Annotated in this window: 14 protein-coding genes; 10 read left to right on the top strand and 4 right to left on the bottom strand. The window is 63.9% G+C overall.

The genetic code is table 11. The annotated features are described in order from the left end of the window. Positions 1-4 precede the first annotated feature (4 nt). The gene (locus tag D2V17_RS13020) at positions 5-1,465 is read left to right on the top strand and encodes a hypothetical protein (RefSeq protein WP_119593238.1); all 1,461 of its coding nucleotides are present in this window, start codon (positions 5-7) and stop codon (positions 1,463-1,465) included. On the opposite strand, the gene D2V17_RS13015 is transcribed toward D2V17_RS13020, so the two are convergent. Then, positions 1,462-3,150, bottom strand: a complete 1,689-nt coding sequence (locus D2V17_RS13015) for a glycosyltransferase family 4 protein (protein WP_119593237.1) — start codon at positions 3,148-3,150, stop codon at positions 1,462-1,464. The two genes, D2V17_RS13020 and D2V17_RS13015, sit on opposite strands and share 4 nt — an antisense overlap. A 10-nt stretch (positions 3,151-3,160) precedes the next feature. Here D2V17_RS13015 and wecB point away from each other — a divergent pair, with 10 nt between their 5' ends. Beyond that, positions 3,161-4,486, top strand: a complete 1,326-nt coding sequence (gene wecB / locus D2V17_RS13010) for a non-hydrolyzing UDP-N-acetylglucosamine 2-epimerase (RefSeq protein ID WP_119593236.1) — start codon at positions 3,161-3,163, stop codon at positions 4,484-4,486. Between the two features lie 24 nt (positions 4,487-4,510). Continuing rightward, entirely contained in the window at positions 4,511-5,767 is a 1,257-nt protein-coding gene (gene wecC / locus D2V17_RS13005; RefSeq protein ID WP_119593235.1) for a UDP-N-acetyl-D-mannosamine dehydrogenase, read from the top strand. 23 nt (positions 5,768-5,790) lie between these two features. Here the strand turns inward: wecC and D2V17_RS13000 are convergent, their stop codons facing one another. After that, on the bottom strand, positions 5,791-7,485 hold the full coding sequence (locus tag D2V17_RS13000) for a glycosyltransferase family 2 protein (RefSeq protein ID WP_220474119.1): 1,695 nt from the start codon (positions 7,483-7,485) through the stop codon (positions 5,791-5,793). A 260-nt stretch (positions 7,486-7,745) separates the two neighbouring features. Here D2V17_RS13000 and D2V17_RS12995 point away from each other — a divergent pair, with 260 nt between their 5' ends. Beyond that, positions 7,746-8,867, top strand: a complete 1,122-nt coding sequence (locus D2V17_RS12995) for a polysaccharide biosynthesis/export family protein (RefSeq protein WP_119593233.1) — start codon at positions 7,746-7,748, stop codon at positions 8,865-8,867. Between the two features lie 17 nt (positions 8,868-8,884). Then, positions 8,885-9,187 carry a hypothetical protein gene (locus tag D2V17_RS12990; RefSeq protein WP_119593232.1) on the top strand — a complete coding sequence of 101 codons (303 nt, stop codon included), beginning with the start codon at positions 8,885-8,887 and terminating at the stop codon, positions 9,185-9,187. Here D2V17_RS12990 and D2V17_RS12985 read toward each other — a convergent pair. Together D2V17_RS12985 and kdsA are read right to left on the bottom strand one after the other, a co-directional pair. Beyond that, positions 9,184-10,215, bottom strand: coding sequence for a phytanoyl-CoA dioxygenase family protein (locus tag D2V17_RS12985; protein WP_119593231.1), 1,032 nt, complete (start codon positions 10,213-10,215; stop codon positions 9,184-9,186). The two genes, D2V17_RS12990 and D2V17_RS12985, sit on opposite strands and share 4 nt — an antisense overlap. Before the next feature lie 2 nt (positions 10,216-10,217). Further along, positions 10,218-11,078, bottom strand: a complete 861-nt coding sequence (kdsA, locus tag D2V17_RS12980) for a 3-deoxy-8-phosphooctulonate synthase (RefSeq protein ID WP_119593230.1) — start codon at positions 11,076-11,078, stop codon at positions 10,218-10,220. A 216-nt stretch (positions 11,079-11,294) separates the two neighbouring features. Between kdsA and D2V17_RS12975 the strand changes: the two genes are divergently transcribed. The 5 genes from D2V17_RS12975 to D2V17_RS12955 are packed head-to-tail and all read left to right on the top strand — an operon-like array spanning position 11,295 to position 16,604. After that, the gene (locus D2V17_RS12975) at positions 11,295-12,281 is read left to right on the top strand and encodes a KpsF/GutQ family sugar-phosphate isomerase (RefSeq protein WP_119593229.1); all 987 of its coding nucleotides are present in this window, start codon (positions 11,295-11,297) and stop codon (positions 12,279-12,281) included. A 17-nt stretch (positions 12,282-12,298) separates the two neighbouring features. After that, the gene (locus D2V17_RS12970) at positions 12,299-13,108 is read left to right on the top strand and encodes a 3-deoxy-manno-octulosonate cytidylyltransferase (protein ID WP_119593228.1); all 810 of its coding nucleotides are present in this window, start codon (positions 12,299-12,301) and stop codon (positions 13,106-13,108) included. A gap of 48 nt (positions 13,109-13,156) precedes the next feature. Next, complete coding sequence (locus D2V17_RS12965) at positions 13,157-13,768, top strand: histidine phosphatase family protein (protein WP_119593227.1); 612 nt, start codon at positions 13,157-13,159, stop codon at positions 13,766-13,768. Then, positions 13,765-15,411 (top strand): capsular polysaccharide export protein, LipB/KpsS family, encoded by a 1,647-nt coding sequence (locus D2V17_RS12960; protein ID WP_119593226.1) that lies wholly within the window; start codon positions 13,765-13,767, stop codon positions 15,409-15,411. The genes D2V17_RS12965 and D2V17_RS12960 overlap by 4 nt, the downstream gene beginning before the upstream one ends. Further along, positions 15,408-16,604 carry a glycosyltransferase family 4 protein gene (locus D2V17_RS12955; protein ID WP_119593225.1) on the top strand — a complete coding sequence of 399 codons (1,197 nt, stop codon included), beginning with the start codon at positions 15,408-15,410 and terminating at the stop codon, positions 16,602-16,604. Before D2V17_RS12960 ends, D2V17_RS12955 begins: the two co-directional genes overlap by 4 nt. Positions 16,605-16,607: the final 3 nt, after the last annotated feature.

Genomic DNA, 16,607 nt, shown 5'->3' with positions numbered 1-16,607 from the left:
CTTTATGGATACGCCTTCCAACCAAGGCGGCGCTGACGAGCAGCAAGCTCACAACGCCGCGTCCAGCGCTGTTCTCGACGCCTTCATCAGAGGCTACGCCGTTCTCCCCGGGCAACATGAATTCACGCTTCCATGGCAACGCCTGACGCTCGGTCGTCATTTCTGCGTCCACGCTCATCCGAAGACAGAGATTCTTGCCGTTACGAGCGGGCCTGCGACCCTGTGCCTCGTCGGCCGCGCATACGATCTTGATACCGGCGTAACCACTGCCGCCTGCGCAAGAACAGCGCTTAACGAGTTCCAGCATGGCGGTATCGAAGCGGCACTGAAATACATCGCATACCTGGGCGGACGCTTCGCTGTTTTCATCGCCGAAAACGATATCCTGCACGCCATCCCGGATTGTCACGCAACCTACGCCATCTACAGTTTCCCATTGAACGGTGCGCGAGCCTTCTGCTCACACTGGATGCTCGCCAGCGAGATCGCCGGATTGGCACCCTCGGCAGAGATCGCCGAGTTCATGAACCACCCTGACTATGTCGAAACCGGAGGCAAATACTATCCTGCACTCTGGACACCCTTTGCCAATGTCACCTGCGTTTTTCCCAACTGCCATGCGACATTTGATGCAGCAGCCCAGAACTTCTCACACCAGCGGTTCTACCCCTTCGAAGAACTTCCCACGCGCTCCGTTGCCAGCGCCTACCCTGAATTCGCCGATCTCCTGACCCGCTCTGTCAACCTTGCGGCGACAGGCCGGGTCGCCTTGTCGCTAACGAATGGTGGCGACAGCCGTACGGTGCTGGCTGCACTATCTCGCCCCTATGCAGACGATGCGTTTTCGTTCACCTACGGTCGGCTGGAAGCTCTGGACGAGGGCTCACGCGATGACCTGCTCGGTGGCAATGCGGTCGCTTTCCAGGCAAGAATCCCACACCGGATATTTGACCTACTCAAGGTTGATTATAGTTGCGATTTTCACAAGCTCTATTCGCGTTCATTCAAAAATGGCGCAAGATTTCCATCCTTGGCGCGCCTTTATTTCGATGAATTGCCACACGACTGCACCATAATAATCTCGACCGTCGGAGAAACCGGCACCGTTTTCTACAAAAAGCGCGACAAATTGACGCCATCACCCCTCTCACTCGCGGAGAAGTTTACAAATTCATCAGCAAAAAATCATTCTTTTATATTGGATCAATTTGAAAGTTATATAGATTATTTGGAGTTCTTTCCGGAAAATATTTATAATTTTGACTGGCATGATCTTTTTTACTGGGAGCACAGAAACGCAAAGTGGGCTGCCGCATGGTATGCTGAAGTCGATATGACCGGCTTTCCCATTGCTCCTTACAACTGTCGTCGCCTGATAGAAGTGATGCTCTCGGTCTCTAAAGAAGAGCGAGAAGCCAGGACACTGCAACGCATGTTCGTCCAGGAGAAGGGGCTGGCTGGCTAGCCGAAGCCAACCTCCGCGTTACCAGCAAGCGGCGCGCCATTTTTGTCACCCCTCACACACGCAGCCGGTAATCCTGCCATCAGGGGCTGCAGCGCATCGAGCAGATTGCCCGCAGAATGCCGCCAGCTTCGCTGCTCGACGATCCACGCCCTCGCCGCCTTACCCAACTGCTGCCGCAAGGCTTCGTCTTCCAGCAAACGGCGCAGAGCATCTTCCAGAGCCCGCACGTTGCCTTTCGCAAAAACCAGCCCCGTTTGACCATCGCGCACAATTTCACGCATCCCCCCAACCGACGAGGCCACCACCGCCTTCTCCATCGCCATCGCTTCCAGCGGTTTCAGCGGGGACACCAGCTCGGCCACCGGCTGCGACTTGCGTGGGAACGGCGCGATATCGATCAGCGAATACCAGTCGGCCACCTCATCGTGCGGCACCCGGCCAGGCATGATCAACCAGTCTGCCAGCCCCTCGCGCGCCGCGAGCTCGCGAACGCGCCCGGTCACCTCGCAGAGGCCGTCCGGCCCGGGCGTACCGCTACCCACCAACAAAAGGCGAAACGCAACCCCGGCTCGCCGCAGTGCGGCGCAGGCACTCGTCAGGTCGTCCAGCCCTTCATATTGCGTGAACGAGCCGACATAACCGATCACCGGCACTTCTGCTCCCAGACCGATCCGCTCAGCCAGAATCGCATTGCGCGCTGACGGTCGGAAACGCTCAGGATCGCAGGCATTGGGCGCCAGCGAAATACGTTCGCGCTCGACACCCCGTTCCTCCAGTTCGTCACGCATGGCACCGGTCAGGGTGATCACCGCCTCGGCTGCCCGTGCTGTGGCCACCTCGAGAAACCTCTCTTGGCGACCAGTCACGCTGTGGAGGAAAGCCGGTTCGCGTGAGCCGCGAGTAATCTCCCAGAAGCCGCGCACTTCATAGGCGAAAGGCAAACCAAGCGAGTGTGCAGCAAGACATGCAGGCACAGCAGTCGAAAGATTGGACGCCGCAACGACGCACGCCGGACGATGACGCCGCATCTCGTCGACAAGCCGCGCGGCCGCCTGTTCCAGATATGCGAACGAGGCATAATCCATGTATTCACTGGGCTCAGGCTGGAAATCGCTGCGCCTGGGAAAGGGCAGGCGGCGATAGTCCACACCGTCTACCGTCTCGATCGCTTCGTCCGCCACTGCCGCGCTCTTGCCCACAAGGAAATCCCAAGGGAAGCCGGGCCGCGTCACGCACACCAGATCGGCACCGTTATCCAACATCCCCTGCGCCATGCCGTGACTGCGCGTAGAATAGCCATCGCTCGCATGCGGCAAAGACTTATACAACACGTAGAGGATACGGCCCGGCACCGGAACGATACTCAAGGGTCGCCGGTCTTCCATCCTGCGCGCCAGCGCAACTGCTGCCAGCGGGCCGGAGCGCAGGTCAGCGATCAACCTGGCCAGCTTGTCATTTTCACCGGCATGCGGCTCGGCCCAGGCAACCGCCTCCTCGATTGCTGTGGTGTCGTACAGGGCAAGCGCCGCTCTGCAAAAGGCTGCAAACGTGCCGGGCTCTGCACACAGGCCCACAGCCTCGCGCGCCAAGTCGAGCCCGGATGGCTTTCCGTTGGCCGCCAGATGCAAGGCTGCACCGGCCAGGCCGCGCGCAACTTTCCACTTTTGGTGGCGTTCGCCTGTCATCGTCGTACAAATGTTCCTGAACCGGGCTCTGGCTCAACAGCCCCAATGGCATTTCCTGGCGCCTGTGGGACAGCTTTTGCATGTGTATGGGCAAGGCTATGGGAACACAACTGCCTCACTCGGAAGGCCACCTGTCGACATCCACGTCACAGGGGGTTGTCGCCAGTGCCAATATCTGGATAGCGCCTCCAAACCGGAAAGCCTACGGGAAGGACCCTTTGTGAAAGTACTTATAGTATTCGGCACCCGCCCAGAGGCAATCAAGATGGCTCCGGTGGTGCAAAAACTGAAAGAGACGCCAGGGCTGGACGTACACGTCTGCGTTACAGCTCAGCACCGTGAGATGCTCGATCAGGTTCTGTCACTGTTCGACATCGTGCCCGATATCGATCTCGACATCATGAAGCCGGGTCAGGATCTGACCGATATCACCGCCAACATTATTCTCGCCTTGCGCGATGTCCTGAAAGAGGGAGCATACGACCGCCTGCTCGTCCATGGCGATACGACCACGACGATGGCCGGTGCATTGGCGGCCTTCTATGCGCAGGTTCCCGTCGGTCATGTCGAAGCAGGCCTACGCACGGGCAACCTCTATGCACCCTGGCCGGAAGAGGCCAACCGCATGATCGTTGGCCGTCTCGCCGACATGCATTTCGCCCCGACGCAAACTGCACGGCAAAGCCTTCTGGCCGAAAACGTTGCCGACGCGAACATCGTCGTCACCGGCAACACCGTGATCGACGCGCTGCACCAGGTGGTGGCGCGGCTCGACAGCGATACGGCACTCGATGCGCAGATGCAGGCACGCTTCCCCTTCCTCTCCCCCGATCGCCGCATGATTCTGGTAACCGGCCATCGCCGCGAGAACTTTGGCGAAGGGTTCGAAAACATCTGCCGCGCCCTGCGCGATATCAGCGAACAGGGCGATGCGCAGATCGTCTACCCCGTGCACCTGAATCCCAACGTGCAGGCGCCGGTAAACCGCATTCTCGGCGATACACCGGATGTTCACCTGATCGAACCGCAGGAATACCTGCCGTTCGTCTGGCTGATGCGCCGTTCGCACTTCATCATCACCGACTCCGGCGGCGTGCAGGAAGAGGCACCTTCGCTCGGCAAGCCGGTGCTGGTGATGCGCAACACGACCGAGCGGCCTGAGGCCGTCGATGCGGGGACAGTGCGACTGGTAGGCACCGATGCGGAAAAGATCCGCTCTGCAGCGTTATCGCTAATGAACGATCCCGAAGCCTACGACGAAATGGCGCGCGCGCTCAATCCCTACGGCGACGGCAAGGCATCCGCACGGATTGCCGCAACCCTGACCGCCGGCTGACAATAAATAAAGGGCAACCTACTGATGTTTGAACGTATTTCGATGGTCGGGCTGGGCTATATCGGCCTGCCTACCGCCGCGCTGTTTGCCGCGCATGGCACCCGGGTAATCGGTGTGGATGTGTCCGCGCATGTGGTCGAGACCATCAACGCCGGCAAGATCCATCTTGTCGAACCCGATCTCGATGGCGTCGTCCACAAGGTCGTGACCAACGGCAGCCTCCATGCAACGCTTGAGCCGGAACCGGCCGATGCGTTCATCATCGCCGTGCCCACGCCGTTCAAGGACAACTACGAGCCCGATCTGTCCTATATTGCCTCGGCCGCCCGCATGATCGCCCCGGTGCTGGCGTCGGGCAATCTGGTCGTGCTGGAAAGCACATCTCCAATCGGTGCGACCGAGCAGCTGGCGACGTGGCTCGCAGAGGCCCGCCCTGACCTCACCTTCCCGCAGACCGCTGGCGACGATGCCGATATCCAGATTGCGCACTGCCCGGAGCGAGTGCTGCCCGGCCATGTGCTGAGCGAACTGATCGAGAACGACCGCATTATCGGCGGGATGACCCGGCGCGCCAGCGAAATGGCCGTGGCGATGTACAAGAAGGTTGTCCGCGGAGACTGCGTGATCACCGATGCGCGTACGGCAGAAATGTGCAAGCTGACCGAGAACAGCTCGCGCGATGTTCAGATCGCCTTCGCGAACGAGCTGAGCACGATTTGCGATCGCTTCAACATCGATGTGTGGGAATTGATCTCGCTCGCCAATCGCCATCCGCGTGTGAATATCCTGCAACCCGGAGCCGGTGTCGGCGGGCATTGCATCGCGGTTGACCCCTGGTTCATCGTTTCGTCCGCGCCGGAAGAATCCAAACTGATCCGCACTGCGCGCGAAGTGAACGACGCCAAGCCCGACTGGGTGCTGCAGAAAGGCAAAGAGGCCGTGCTTGCCGCGCTTTCGGCCGATACTTCGCGCAGCATGGCGGACATCAAGGTCGCGTGCATGGGCCTTGCCTTCAAACCGAACATCGACGACCTGCGCGAAAGCCCGGCGCTGCAGATCACCGAGAAGTTTGCCGAGCTGGGATGCCAGGTCCTGGCCGTTGAACCGCATATCAATGAATTGCCCGCAAGCCTGACAGACAAGCCTGTAGTGCTGGCCACCATCGATGAGGCATTGGCTCAGGCAGATGTCATCTGCGTTCTGGTACGCCACTCCGACTTCGCTGGCCTTGCCGGCAAGGTGCCAGACACTGCCAGCCTGATTGATGTTGTCGGTTTGTAGGAGCGGGCGGCCACGGCGCCGCTTCAGTTGAACACTTCACTCTGCCGGTTCAGCTGCGGGTGGTGCCACGGATCGACCGCTTCCGTGGTGCCCCACCGCTGCTGAAACACGGCCAGCTCGCGCATGTAGCGTTCCAGATGCTCGGGAGCGAAATCGAGCCCGCGCGACTTGCTCTCGTGATGGATCAACGTGGCGAGCGGGGTGTAGATATTGGCCAGCCCGCGCTGCCGCAGCTTCAGGCATAGGTCCACGTCGTTATAGGCCACGGCGAGAGCCACTTCGTCGAGGCCGCCAACGGCATCGAAATGCCGCTTGGCCACCACCAGACAGGCCGCCGTAACCGCGCTTGCACCCCGCACCACATGCGTCTGCGCGAAGTAGCCCGCATCATCCACGGGCAAGCCGCGATGGGCATGACCTGCCGCGTTTCCGATTCCAAGGGCTACGCCTGCGTGCTGGATAGTCCGGTCTGGATAGAGCAGGCGCGCGCCGACCGCGCCCACACCCGGCTGCACGGCTTCGCGCACCATCTCTTCCAGCCACTGCGGCTCCAGCACTTCGATATCGTTGTTGAGCAGACACAGGTATTCACCCGATGCGTGTCCGGCAGCGAAATTGTTGATCGCAGAGTAGTTGAACGGGTGCGGCCAGTGCACCACGCGCACACGTGGGTCTTCGGCAATCTCGTCCATATATCGCAGCGTTTCCGGCTCGCGGCTGTCGTTGTCGGCAACGATCAGCTCGAAGTTTGGATAGGCTGTCTCTTCCAAGAGCCCCTGCACACAGGTGCGCAGCAGATCCACCCGGTCGCGGGTGGCGACGAGGATACTCACCTTGGGAGCAGGCGCGGGTAGCGGATATTGCAGCCGAACGGTCCCGAAGGGGCCCGGCCTCGCAAGAGTTGCGATCGGTGCGAACTGCTCCACCTGCGCAAGTCGGCCCGGGCCCTCGTCCTGCCAGGCATCAACGGGTCGGCAGCAGGTAATGCGGGCGACATGCGTCACCGCCAAAGATGGTGCGCGTACCAACATGGAAAGAGCCCATCCATAGATAGACGGCGGCGTGACACCGCCATTATCCGCAACAGCCGCAAGCGCTGCATCGACCGACACGAGGCAGGCACCGCTGACATAGTCCTGCGACCACGCCATGCGCGCGTCCCATTCCGGCTTCAGCCAGGCTTCGCAAATTCGGCCTTGCCCTGACATCATGAGTTCATCGCCAAAAAGCAGCGCCGGTTTGTTTCGCTCGCCATCCCATTGCAGAAGGTGAGCCACATAGGCAGCAAGCGCATGCTGCGGGAGCTGCGCCCGGCCTGCGAGCGGCAGCATATACGGAATCTGCAAGTCCCGGGCGGCCTCAAGAACAGCCCGCAAACCGAGACTTTGCGAGGCATATGCGCCGGCTAGCAAGGTCATTGGATCGTCAAGCTGCAGCCCCTCGGCATCGGTTGGGTCTTCCGCCGTTACGAGCACCGTTCTGGCTCTGACACTCTGCCTCTGAACCGAGCTTACCGCCGAGCGAATGGCCTGTTTCGATGTGCCATGTGCAATGTGCAGGTGGACCCCGATGGCCAGGAATTTCTTACTGTCCGCGCACCGGGCAATCGTGCGCAGGTCTTCCCTGCCAGCATCCGTCATCCACCGTTGGCGGGCGAAAGGAAGCGCGGCGAACGCAGCCTCGAGGCGATAGCGAGCGCGCAGGCGCTTGCCGACCACCCGCCACCACCCACAAGCGACAAGCTTGTCAGGCCGGGTCACGATGAGCAATACCACATCGCGAACCAGACTTAGGCCGCTGCGCCTCGGACCTCTCACCATCATCGTCTACGCACGATTCCGCCGCAAACGGCAGCCATCGACGAAATTACGCGCCACAATAGACGGGGACGAAACGAGAATTTGCGGCATCGGGCTAGGCTTTGACCGGGTTTGACTGTAGGGACGCCATCCATAGAGAAGTCTCGCAAGAATCCGCAATGAATCTAAGATCCTCATATCTGGCGCTCGCGCTCACACTGGTGAGTGCCTGCTCCACCCTTCCGTCGAGCGGGCCGACCGGCAGCCAGATCCAGGCGAGCGTCAGCGATCCAGACCTCACCGATCTCGGCATCACGCTGGTGCCGGTGGACAACATGGCTGCCGTCCCCCCGGTGGTCGAGCCGATCGCCTTGCAGATTCCGCAGTACGAACCGCCGCCAACCGACATGGTGGGCCAAGGCGATGTGCTTTCGATCACGATTTTCGAGGCAGGCGTCGCGCTGTTTGGCGGGAACGGGCAAACCGCTCCGAGTGGCGGGTTCGATCCCTCTGTCCGCGCCCACGAACTGCCCCCGCGTCGGGTCGACGATGATGGCATGATCGACGTGCCCTATGTCGGGCGGCTGCGCGTCATGGGCAATACCGTCGCCGAAGTGCAGGACAAGATCCGCGCCGGCCTGCGCAACCTCTCGCAAGACCCGCAGGTGCTGGTCAGCCGCCAGGAAGTGATCGGCAACTCCATCATCGTCAGCGGGGATGTCAACCAGCCAGGCAGGCTGGTGCTGCAAACCAACAACGAGACGCTCGCCGATGCGATCGCCCTGGCTGGGGGTTATCGCGGTGACGCCAAGGATCTCGTCATGCTGTTCGAGCGCGGCCAGAACTCCGCCCGCGTGCGGCTGAGCGATGTTGTGGCCGGACCTTACCGGAGCCTGCGAGCCTATCCGGGCGACCGCCTGACCGTCATTTCCGAACCGATGACCTTTTCCGTCCTCGGTGCCTCGGGCCGCGTGCAGCAGATGCCCTTTTCACGCAGCACGATGACAGTGCTGGAAGCGATCGCCGCAGCCGGTGGGCCCAACCCCAATTCGGGCGATCCCAAGGCGGTGTTCCTGTTCCGCTACAACGGACCCAACGAAACCGAGCCGACGGTTTATCATTTCAACATGATGCAAACGCCGACCTACTTCCTCGCCCAGCAATTCGCGCTGCACGATGAGGACGTGCTTTATTTCGGCAACTCCGCCTCCAACCAGCCGCGCAAGGTCATTCAAACCATCGGCCAGCTGTTCTCGCCGATCGTGACCGCGACTACCGTGGCCAACAGAATCAGCGACTAGCTGTCTAGCGAAAGCAAATGTCCCTGCTTGAACACGCCGCTGTCGCCCTCGCGCTGCAGATCGTCGTCGGGCTGGTGACGCGTAACTGGTGGGCCGGAGCCCTGCTCGCCTGCGGCTATTTCATCGGGCGCGAATTGGCTCAGGCGGAATATCGCTGGATCGAGCAATTCGGCGCAGGCCTGCGCGCCAATGCTCCATGGTGGGCCGCGCTCGATCCGAAGGTCTGGACCAAGGCCGATCAGATCGCCGATGTCGTCGGCCCCATTGCGGCGAACAGCCTGCTGTGGGCCGTAATGCGGCGAAGAGCCTCTGCGGCCTAATCGTCTGTCGGGCGGCGCCTGCCGACCTTCTGCCACGGTTGCCCGAGCTGCCGCTCGAACCGGTCGCGAAAGCCCCACAGCCAGCCGACTCGCCGCTCGGCCAGACCCGGCAGGCTGAGCAGATCGCCGCCCAGCCACGGCAGAAACGGATTGCGCCGCGAGTATGACCACAGCTCCACCCGCTCGCCCGGCCGCGTGGCCGCACCGCGCGCGTGGAAGCCACCCGTATCGGCCACCACCAGCGTGTTCTCGGGCAGCGCGAGGCCCTCGCCCGCGCCGAGCTGCATTTCCGCCAGATCCTCCGCGTCGACCCGCGGCGAACCACGCGCCGACAGCCGGTCGATAGCCTGCGGATCGGCGAGGCTGCGGCGATGCTCCCAGTCCAGCCGCTCGGGCGTGAAGCGATGCGAGCCGCGCACATAGGTGAACGGGCCGTCCTCCTGCGCCACCGGGTTGAGGAACAGCCAGGCCTTCATCGAGGCATGGAAGCTGTCGGCATGGATCGCCTGTTGCGGATCGAGATCGTCGCCGCCGCACTTGCTGACGATGGTCTGGACATAGTGCAGCGGTTTCGTGCGAAAGCTCGCGACGTAGTGGAACAGCGCGTTCAGATCGGGCCGGTCGAGCAACTGGCCCAGCGCAGGCACCGTTGCCAGCATCTCGGGATCGACCGCGATGCGCCGGGTGATGGCATCGCCCTGCCGCATCTCGCGCGCGGGCCATTCGTGCGTGAGGATCGTCTTGCGCATGGCGGCGAACTCGCCTGCGGGGAGCACATTTTCGATCACGACGAAACCGTCACGGTCGAAGGCCTCGCGCCACTCGGGCCGGACGTGGCGCGCCAGACGGCGGCGGCGCCAGCGGCACAGCTGATCCGCCAGCCGCACCCGCGCACGGTGCAACCCCATACGGTTCAGCCGCTTTGATCCGATCAGCGGGTGATCGAGAAAGCTCTTCGCCGAAGTCGCCAGTTGCAGGACATGGATCGGCGCAAGCGCGATCGCCCTGGCCCGGCTGGCAATGCTCATGATCAGCGGCCAGACAGCTCGGCATCGGTGCCCGGCGCGGCCTTGACCACCGCGTCGAGCGCCTTGAGCTGCGCGATCAAAGCCTCGAACCGGTCGAGCGGCAAGGCATTGGGACCATCCGACAGCGCCTTGGCCGGATCGGGGTGTGTCTCCATGAACACCCCGGCCACACCCACGGCCACCGCCGCACGGGCCAGCAGCGGCACGAACTCGCTCTGCCCGCCCGAACTGGTGCCGAGGCCGCCCGGTTGCTGCACCGAATGCGTCGCATCGAACACCACCGGGCAACCGGTGCGGGCCATGATCGCCAGCCCCCGCATGTCCGACACCAGCGTGTTGTAGCCGAACGACGTGCCGCGCTCGCACAGCAGGAAGTTGTCGGGATCGTGCCCCGCCGCGCTCGCCGCATCGCGCGCCTTGGCGACGACGTTGGCCATGTCGGCGGGCGCCATGAACTGGGCCTTTTTGATGTTCACCGGCTTGCCGGTGGCGGCAACGGCAGCGATGAAATCGGTCTGCCGGGCAAGGAAGGCCGGGGTCTGCAACACGTCGACCACCTGCGCGACCACCGCCGCCTGGCTGGCTTCGTGGACGTCGGTCAGCACGGGCAGGCCGGTTTCGGCCCGCACCTTCTCAAGGATACGCAATCCCTCGTCGATGCCGGGGCCGCGGTAGGATGCACCCGAGCTGCGGTTCGCCTTGTCGAACGAGCTTTTGAAGATCAGCAGCACGTCTTGTCGCCGGGCAATCTCGGCCAGCCGTTCGGCCACGGCAAGGCTATGGGCCTCGCTCTCAATCACGCAGGGGCCTGCGATCACAAACAGCGGAGAGCCCGGTTCGAGCGGATGGCCGCACAGTTGCATTATATCAGTGCCAATCCCTGGAAAGTACGCATTTCACTCATTTAGCAAATGCTGACTGTTCATGGCCAAAGTATGAACAAAGTGTTTTCGCATTTGCACACACCGCTTGACATACTGGCCCCTCCCGCCCGATCAAGCACAGATGTGCTGATGCTGGGGAGATCGGTGCAGACCCTCTTGCAGGGTTTGAACAATAGTTGTGTGGCAGATCAGCATATGAAAACAGAACTCTCCCGCCCGCAGGAAATCAGCGCTGCGATCAATACGCTCGATATCGAAATTGCGGGCCTCCACGAGCTGAGGGACTCTCTCGAGCAGTCCGACCTCGGGGCCAATTTCGTGAAGGCCGTCAAGCTGTTTGCCGGAAACAAGGGCCGCGTGATCGTCACCGGCATGGGCAAGAGCGGGCATATCGCGCGCAAGATTGCCGCCACCTTCTGCTCAACCGGAACGCCCGCCTTTTTCCTCCATCCCGGCGAGGCCAGCCATGGCGATCTGGGAGCGATCTCCACCGAGGATGTGGTGTTCGCCGTGACCTGGTCGGGCAACACTCCGGAACTGAGCGATATTTTCACCTATTGCGGGCTCAACCGGGTTCCGCTGGTCGTCGCCACCTCCAACCGCGACGGCATGGCCGGCGAAGCCGCCGATATCTGCCTGTGCCTGCCGCAGGTGCGCGAAGCCTGCCCCAATGAACTGGCCCCCACCTCCTCCACCACCGTGCAAATGGCGCTGGGCGATGCGCTGGCCGTGGCCCTGATCGAGACGCACGGGTTCTCCCCCAGCAACTTCCGGCTGTTCCATCCCGGCGGCCGCCTCGGTGCCCAGCTGGCGACTCTTAGCGATGTGATGGGCACCGGAATGGCGCTGCCCTGCGTACCGGTCCATGCCACCTTGCGCGAAGCGACGATCGAGATGAGCCGCAAGCGCTATGGCTGCACCGCCGTCGTCGACCGGGCCGACCACCTTGTCGGCGCCTTCACCGATGGCGACCTGCGCCGCGCGATCGCGCTGTCCGATCTCGACGAGCCGATCGACCGGCACATGTCGCCCCGGCCAGTCGCGGCAGAGCCGACGATGCTGGCAACCGAAGCGCTGACGCTGATGAACGACAACGCGGTTTCGGTGCTGTTCGTGACCGAAGGCCACAAGCTGGTCGGCATCGTCCACATGCACGACCTCGTGCGTCTGGGCACACTGTAAGCCTCGGGCTGGCCCTGATGGCCCCCGACCTCATCGTCATCCCGGCGCGCTATGCTTCGACGCGCCTTCCGGGCAAACCGCTGCGCAAGATCGCCGGGCGCACCATGCTCGAACGGGTGCTCGCGAACGGCAACCTTGCGGCACGCGTCGCGGGCGATTGCGAGCTGGTCGTAGCCACCGACGACGAACGCATCGCCGACCACGCCCGCGCGCTGGGGGCAAGGGTTGCCCTTACCGATCCTGCGCTCGATTCGGGCAGCGCCAGAACCCATGCCGCCGCGCTCCAGCAGGATCACCTGCCCGGGCGGGTGATCTGCCTGCAAGGCGACGCGCCGTTTATCTCGGGCGAGATCGTTGCGGGTCTGCTGACGCGCCTGCGCGAGGGCACGGCGCAGGTGGCAACCCCGGTTTATCAGCTCGACTGGGACCGGCTTGACCGTCTGCGCGAACACAAGCGCACCGCACCGTTCAGCGGCACGACCTGCCTGCGCGATGGCGAGGGCAAGGCGCTGTGGTTCTCCAAGGCGATCCTGCCCGCCCTGCGCGACGAGCAAAAACTGCGCGCACAGCCGCTTTCGCCGGTGTGGCAGCACCTCGGGCTTTATGCCTATACGATGGCAGCGCTCGACTGGTTCGTGGGCGCAGCGAAAGGCACTTACGAAACGCTCGAAAGCCTTGAGCAGCTGCGCTTCATGGAAAGCGGCTGGACCATCGCCACGGTGCCCGTGCCCATGCCCGCTCACGCCTTGTCCGGGATCGACACGCCCGAGGATCTCGCGCTCGCCGAACAGGCGATTGCGCGACTGGGCGACCCCTTTCCGGCATAACGCGTGCAGCCATTGCCGCGCGAAAGTCTGAGCCGTAAAGCCGGGGCGATGTTCATTATCGTCCGCCATGGCAACACCTTCGAAGCCGACGAGCAGCCGCGCCGCATCGGCGCCCGCACCGACCTGCCCCTGACCGCCAAGGGCAAGGAGCAGGCGCGCGCGCTTGGAGCCTGCTTTGCCGCGCGCGGCTGGCGCTTCGGGCGGATGCTGGTGTCCCCCTTGCTGCGCACACGGCAGACCGCCGAGGCAATTCTCGCGCATATGCCAAGTGCCCCACAGGTCGAGACCGCCGATTTTCTGCGCGAGGTCGATCACGGGCCCGACGAGAACTTGCCGGAGGAAGCGGTTGTCGCCCGGATCGGGAAGGAGGCGCTTAATGCATGGGAGCACGGCGCGGAGGTTCCTCCGGGCTGGGTGGCAGAACCCGAAGCGCGCATCGCGGCATGGCGGGACCTGTTTACCGCCGAACCTGCTTCCGACCAACCGACGCTGCTCGTCACCAGCAATGGCGCGGCCCGCTTTGCCCTGCTGGCCGACCCGCATCTGCATAAGGCCGCAAAGGCGCTGCCATCGCTCAAGCTGCCGACCGGCGGATACGGCATCGTTGCCCGCAATGGACAGCAGCAGTTGGTGCTGCAAGCCTGGGGCGAGCGGCCTTGAGCCACGCCCCCCCTCTCCTGCGCGCACCGCCGTTCCCATGGGCGCAGCATGCGGGCGCGCCCGCGAACCCCGCCCCGGATCTCGCGCCTGCTGACAGCGACGCCCTGCTCGAAGCCATGCGCACAGCGCGCGTGGGGGGAGCCTTCTGGGCCGCACCATGCGCGCCCGAGCGGCTTGCCGAAACGGTGCTCCGCCCGCGCAACAAGGCGGAACTCCCGCACTTGCAGACAGCCTATGGCGCGAGCGACGTCCTCGATTGCCCGCACGACTGCGACCCCTGGTCGATCCTGCCGCAAGCGAAGCGGCTGGTCGCCCATGGCGATGACGAGTGGATCGCCATCGCCGCCATCCTCGGGGTCGCGGTGCAAGTCCTCTCGCCAGGCCCCTATGGTGCCCCAGCGGACGACGAAGCCACGTTGAAGGCCACGGCGCTGACGGCGCTGGCCCAGCCCATGCGCGATCCGTTCTCCGGCAACTGGCTCACCCCGCACGAGGCCATCGCCCTGCTGGCGGAATGGCGGCGCGTGATCGACGGCAATCGCGGCACAAGCGGCCAGACCATCGTCGCCGCCTGCGGCATGAGCTGGTGGAAGCGCGCCGAAATCCGCCGCTTTCTCTGGGTGCCCGGCACGCGCCTGCGCATCGCCCACAGCGGCACCAGTGCTCTCGCCCATGCGCAGCGACACGGCGGCGCGGTGGCGGTCTGGCCCTCGCGCATCTCGCCAAGGCTGATCGCACAGGCCCGCGAAAGGGGTGTGGCGCTGGTGCGGGTGGAAGACGGCTTCGTTCGTTCCGCCGGTCTGGGCAGCAATCTGGTGCCTCCCTCTTCTGTAGTGGTCGACCGGCAGGGCATCCATTTCGATCCCTCTGCGCCAAGCGATCTCGAAACGATCCTCGCGGTCACCGACTTCGCCCCGGCGCTGATCGAGCGCGCCCGCCAGCTGCGCAAAAACATCGTTGCCGCCGGGATCAGCAAATATGCCCGCAGCAGCGGCGCACGCGGCAAGTCTGACGAAAGCCTGAAACGGACGCGCCGCGTGGTGCTCGTGCCCGGTCAGGTCGAGGACGACATGTCGGTGCTGGCGGGCGGCGGCGGGCTGGCCTCCAATCTCGAACTGCTCAAACGCGCCCGCGCCCGCGAGCCCGAGGCGGAAATCTGGTGGCGTCCGCACCCCGATGTCGATGCCGGGCACCGCAACGGCGCGGTGGCCGACGAAGACGCGCTCCACTATGCCGACCGCATCGTGCGCGAAGGCAGCATGGCCGATCTGCTCGACGAGGTCGACGCGCTGCATGTGCTGACCTCGCTCTCCGGCTTCGAGGCGCTGCTGCGCGGGCGCGAGGTGACCTGCCACGGCACCCCGTTCTTCGCCGGCTGGGGGCTGACCCGCGATCTGGGCACGGTGCCCGACCGGCGCGGACGCCAGCTCACGCTCGACGAACTGGTGGCGGGCGTGCTGCTGCTCTACCCGCGCTATCTCGACCCCGTCACCGGCCTGCCCTGCCCGCCCGAAGTGCTGATCCGGCGCATGGCGGAAGGTACGATGCCCAATCGCCAGGGCTGGATAGAGCCGCTGCGGCGGCTGCAAGGCCGGATCGTCTCGCGTTTCCAGAAACGCAAAGCTAAGGCCGCGCAGCCATGACCAGGGTAGTGCTCGATATCTCGCGGCTGATCTCGCGCGTCCGCCATTTCACGCCTTCGGGCGTCGACCGGGTGGAGATGGCCTATGCCCGCGGCCTGCTGGAGGCCTATGGCGACGCGCTGGCGTTCAGCGCTGTTCATCCCTCGGGCATCTACGGCCGGATTGCACGCCCGGCGGCGCTCGCCTACCTCGACGAGCTGGACCGGCGCTGGGCCAACAGCGAAAGCCGGAAAGGCAAGCGCTCGCTGGCCGATGCCGCGCCGTGGATCTCGCGGTTGTTGCCGCGCAACGCCGGGGTCGGCTCGGCTGACGTGCTGGTGCAGGTCTCGCCGCACCACCTCCACCACCCGGACAAGGTCCGCCGCAAACTGGGGCGCGAACAGGCCCGCTTCGTGTGCATGGTCCACGACCTCATCCCGATCGAGTTTCCCGAATATGCCCGTCCCGGCGGCGCCGCACTGCACGAGCGGCGGATGGCAACCGTGGCCGAGCTGGCCGATGCGGTGATCGTCAATTCGGCTGCCACCGGCGCGTCGCTGGCGCGCTGGATCGAAGGACGCGGGCTGCTGCCGCCGCCGATTGCGGCCGCCTTGCTGGGCACACAAGCCATCCCCGAGGCCGCTCCGCGCGATGACCGGCAGGCGCGGCCCTACCTGCTGTGTCTTGGCACCATCGAGCCGCGCAAGAACCACCTGTTGCTGCTGCACCTGTGGCGAAGCATGGCCGAGCGCCTGCCCGCCGCCGAAATTCCGCGCCTGGTGGTGATCGGCCGCCGCGGCTGGGAAAACGAACAGGTCCTCGACCTGCTCGACCGCTGCCCGGCGCTAAAGCCCTTCGTCGAGGAGGTGAACAGCTGCGGCGATGGCGATCTCGCGCGATGGCTGCGCGGGGCCAATGCTCTGGTGATGCCGTCGTTCACGGAAGGCTTCGGCATGCCGATTGCCGAGGCACTGTCGGTCGGCACCCCAGTCATCGCCAGCGACATCGCGGCCCATCGCGAGGTCGGCGGCGATGCGCCCGACTACCGCGACCCGCTCGATGGACCGGGCTGGCGCGACGCCATACTCGACCATGCGCAGCGCGGCCCGATGCACCGGGCGCAGATGACGCGAATGAAAGACTGGCACGCCCCGGACTGGCCTGCGCACATGCAGATTGCGGTGCAGCTCATCGAGAACTGCGCGCGCAAATAGGAA

Origin of the sequence: Aurantiacibacter xanthus (genome assembly GCF_003584015.1) — a bacterium.
Taxonomy (GTDB): Bacteria; Pseudomonadota; Alphaproteobacteria; order Sphingomonadales; family Sphingomonadaceae; genus Alteraurantiacibacter; species Alteraurantiacibacter xanthus.
This window is presented reverse-complemented; position numbering and strand designations above follow the sequence as displayed.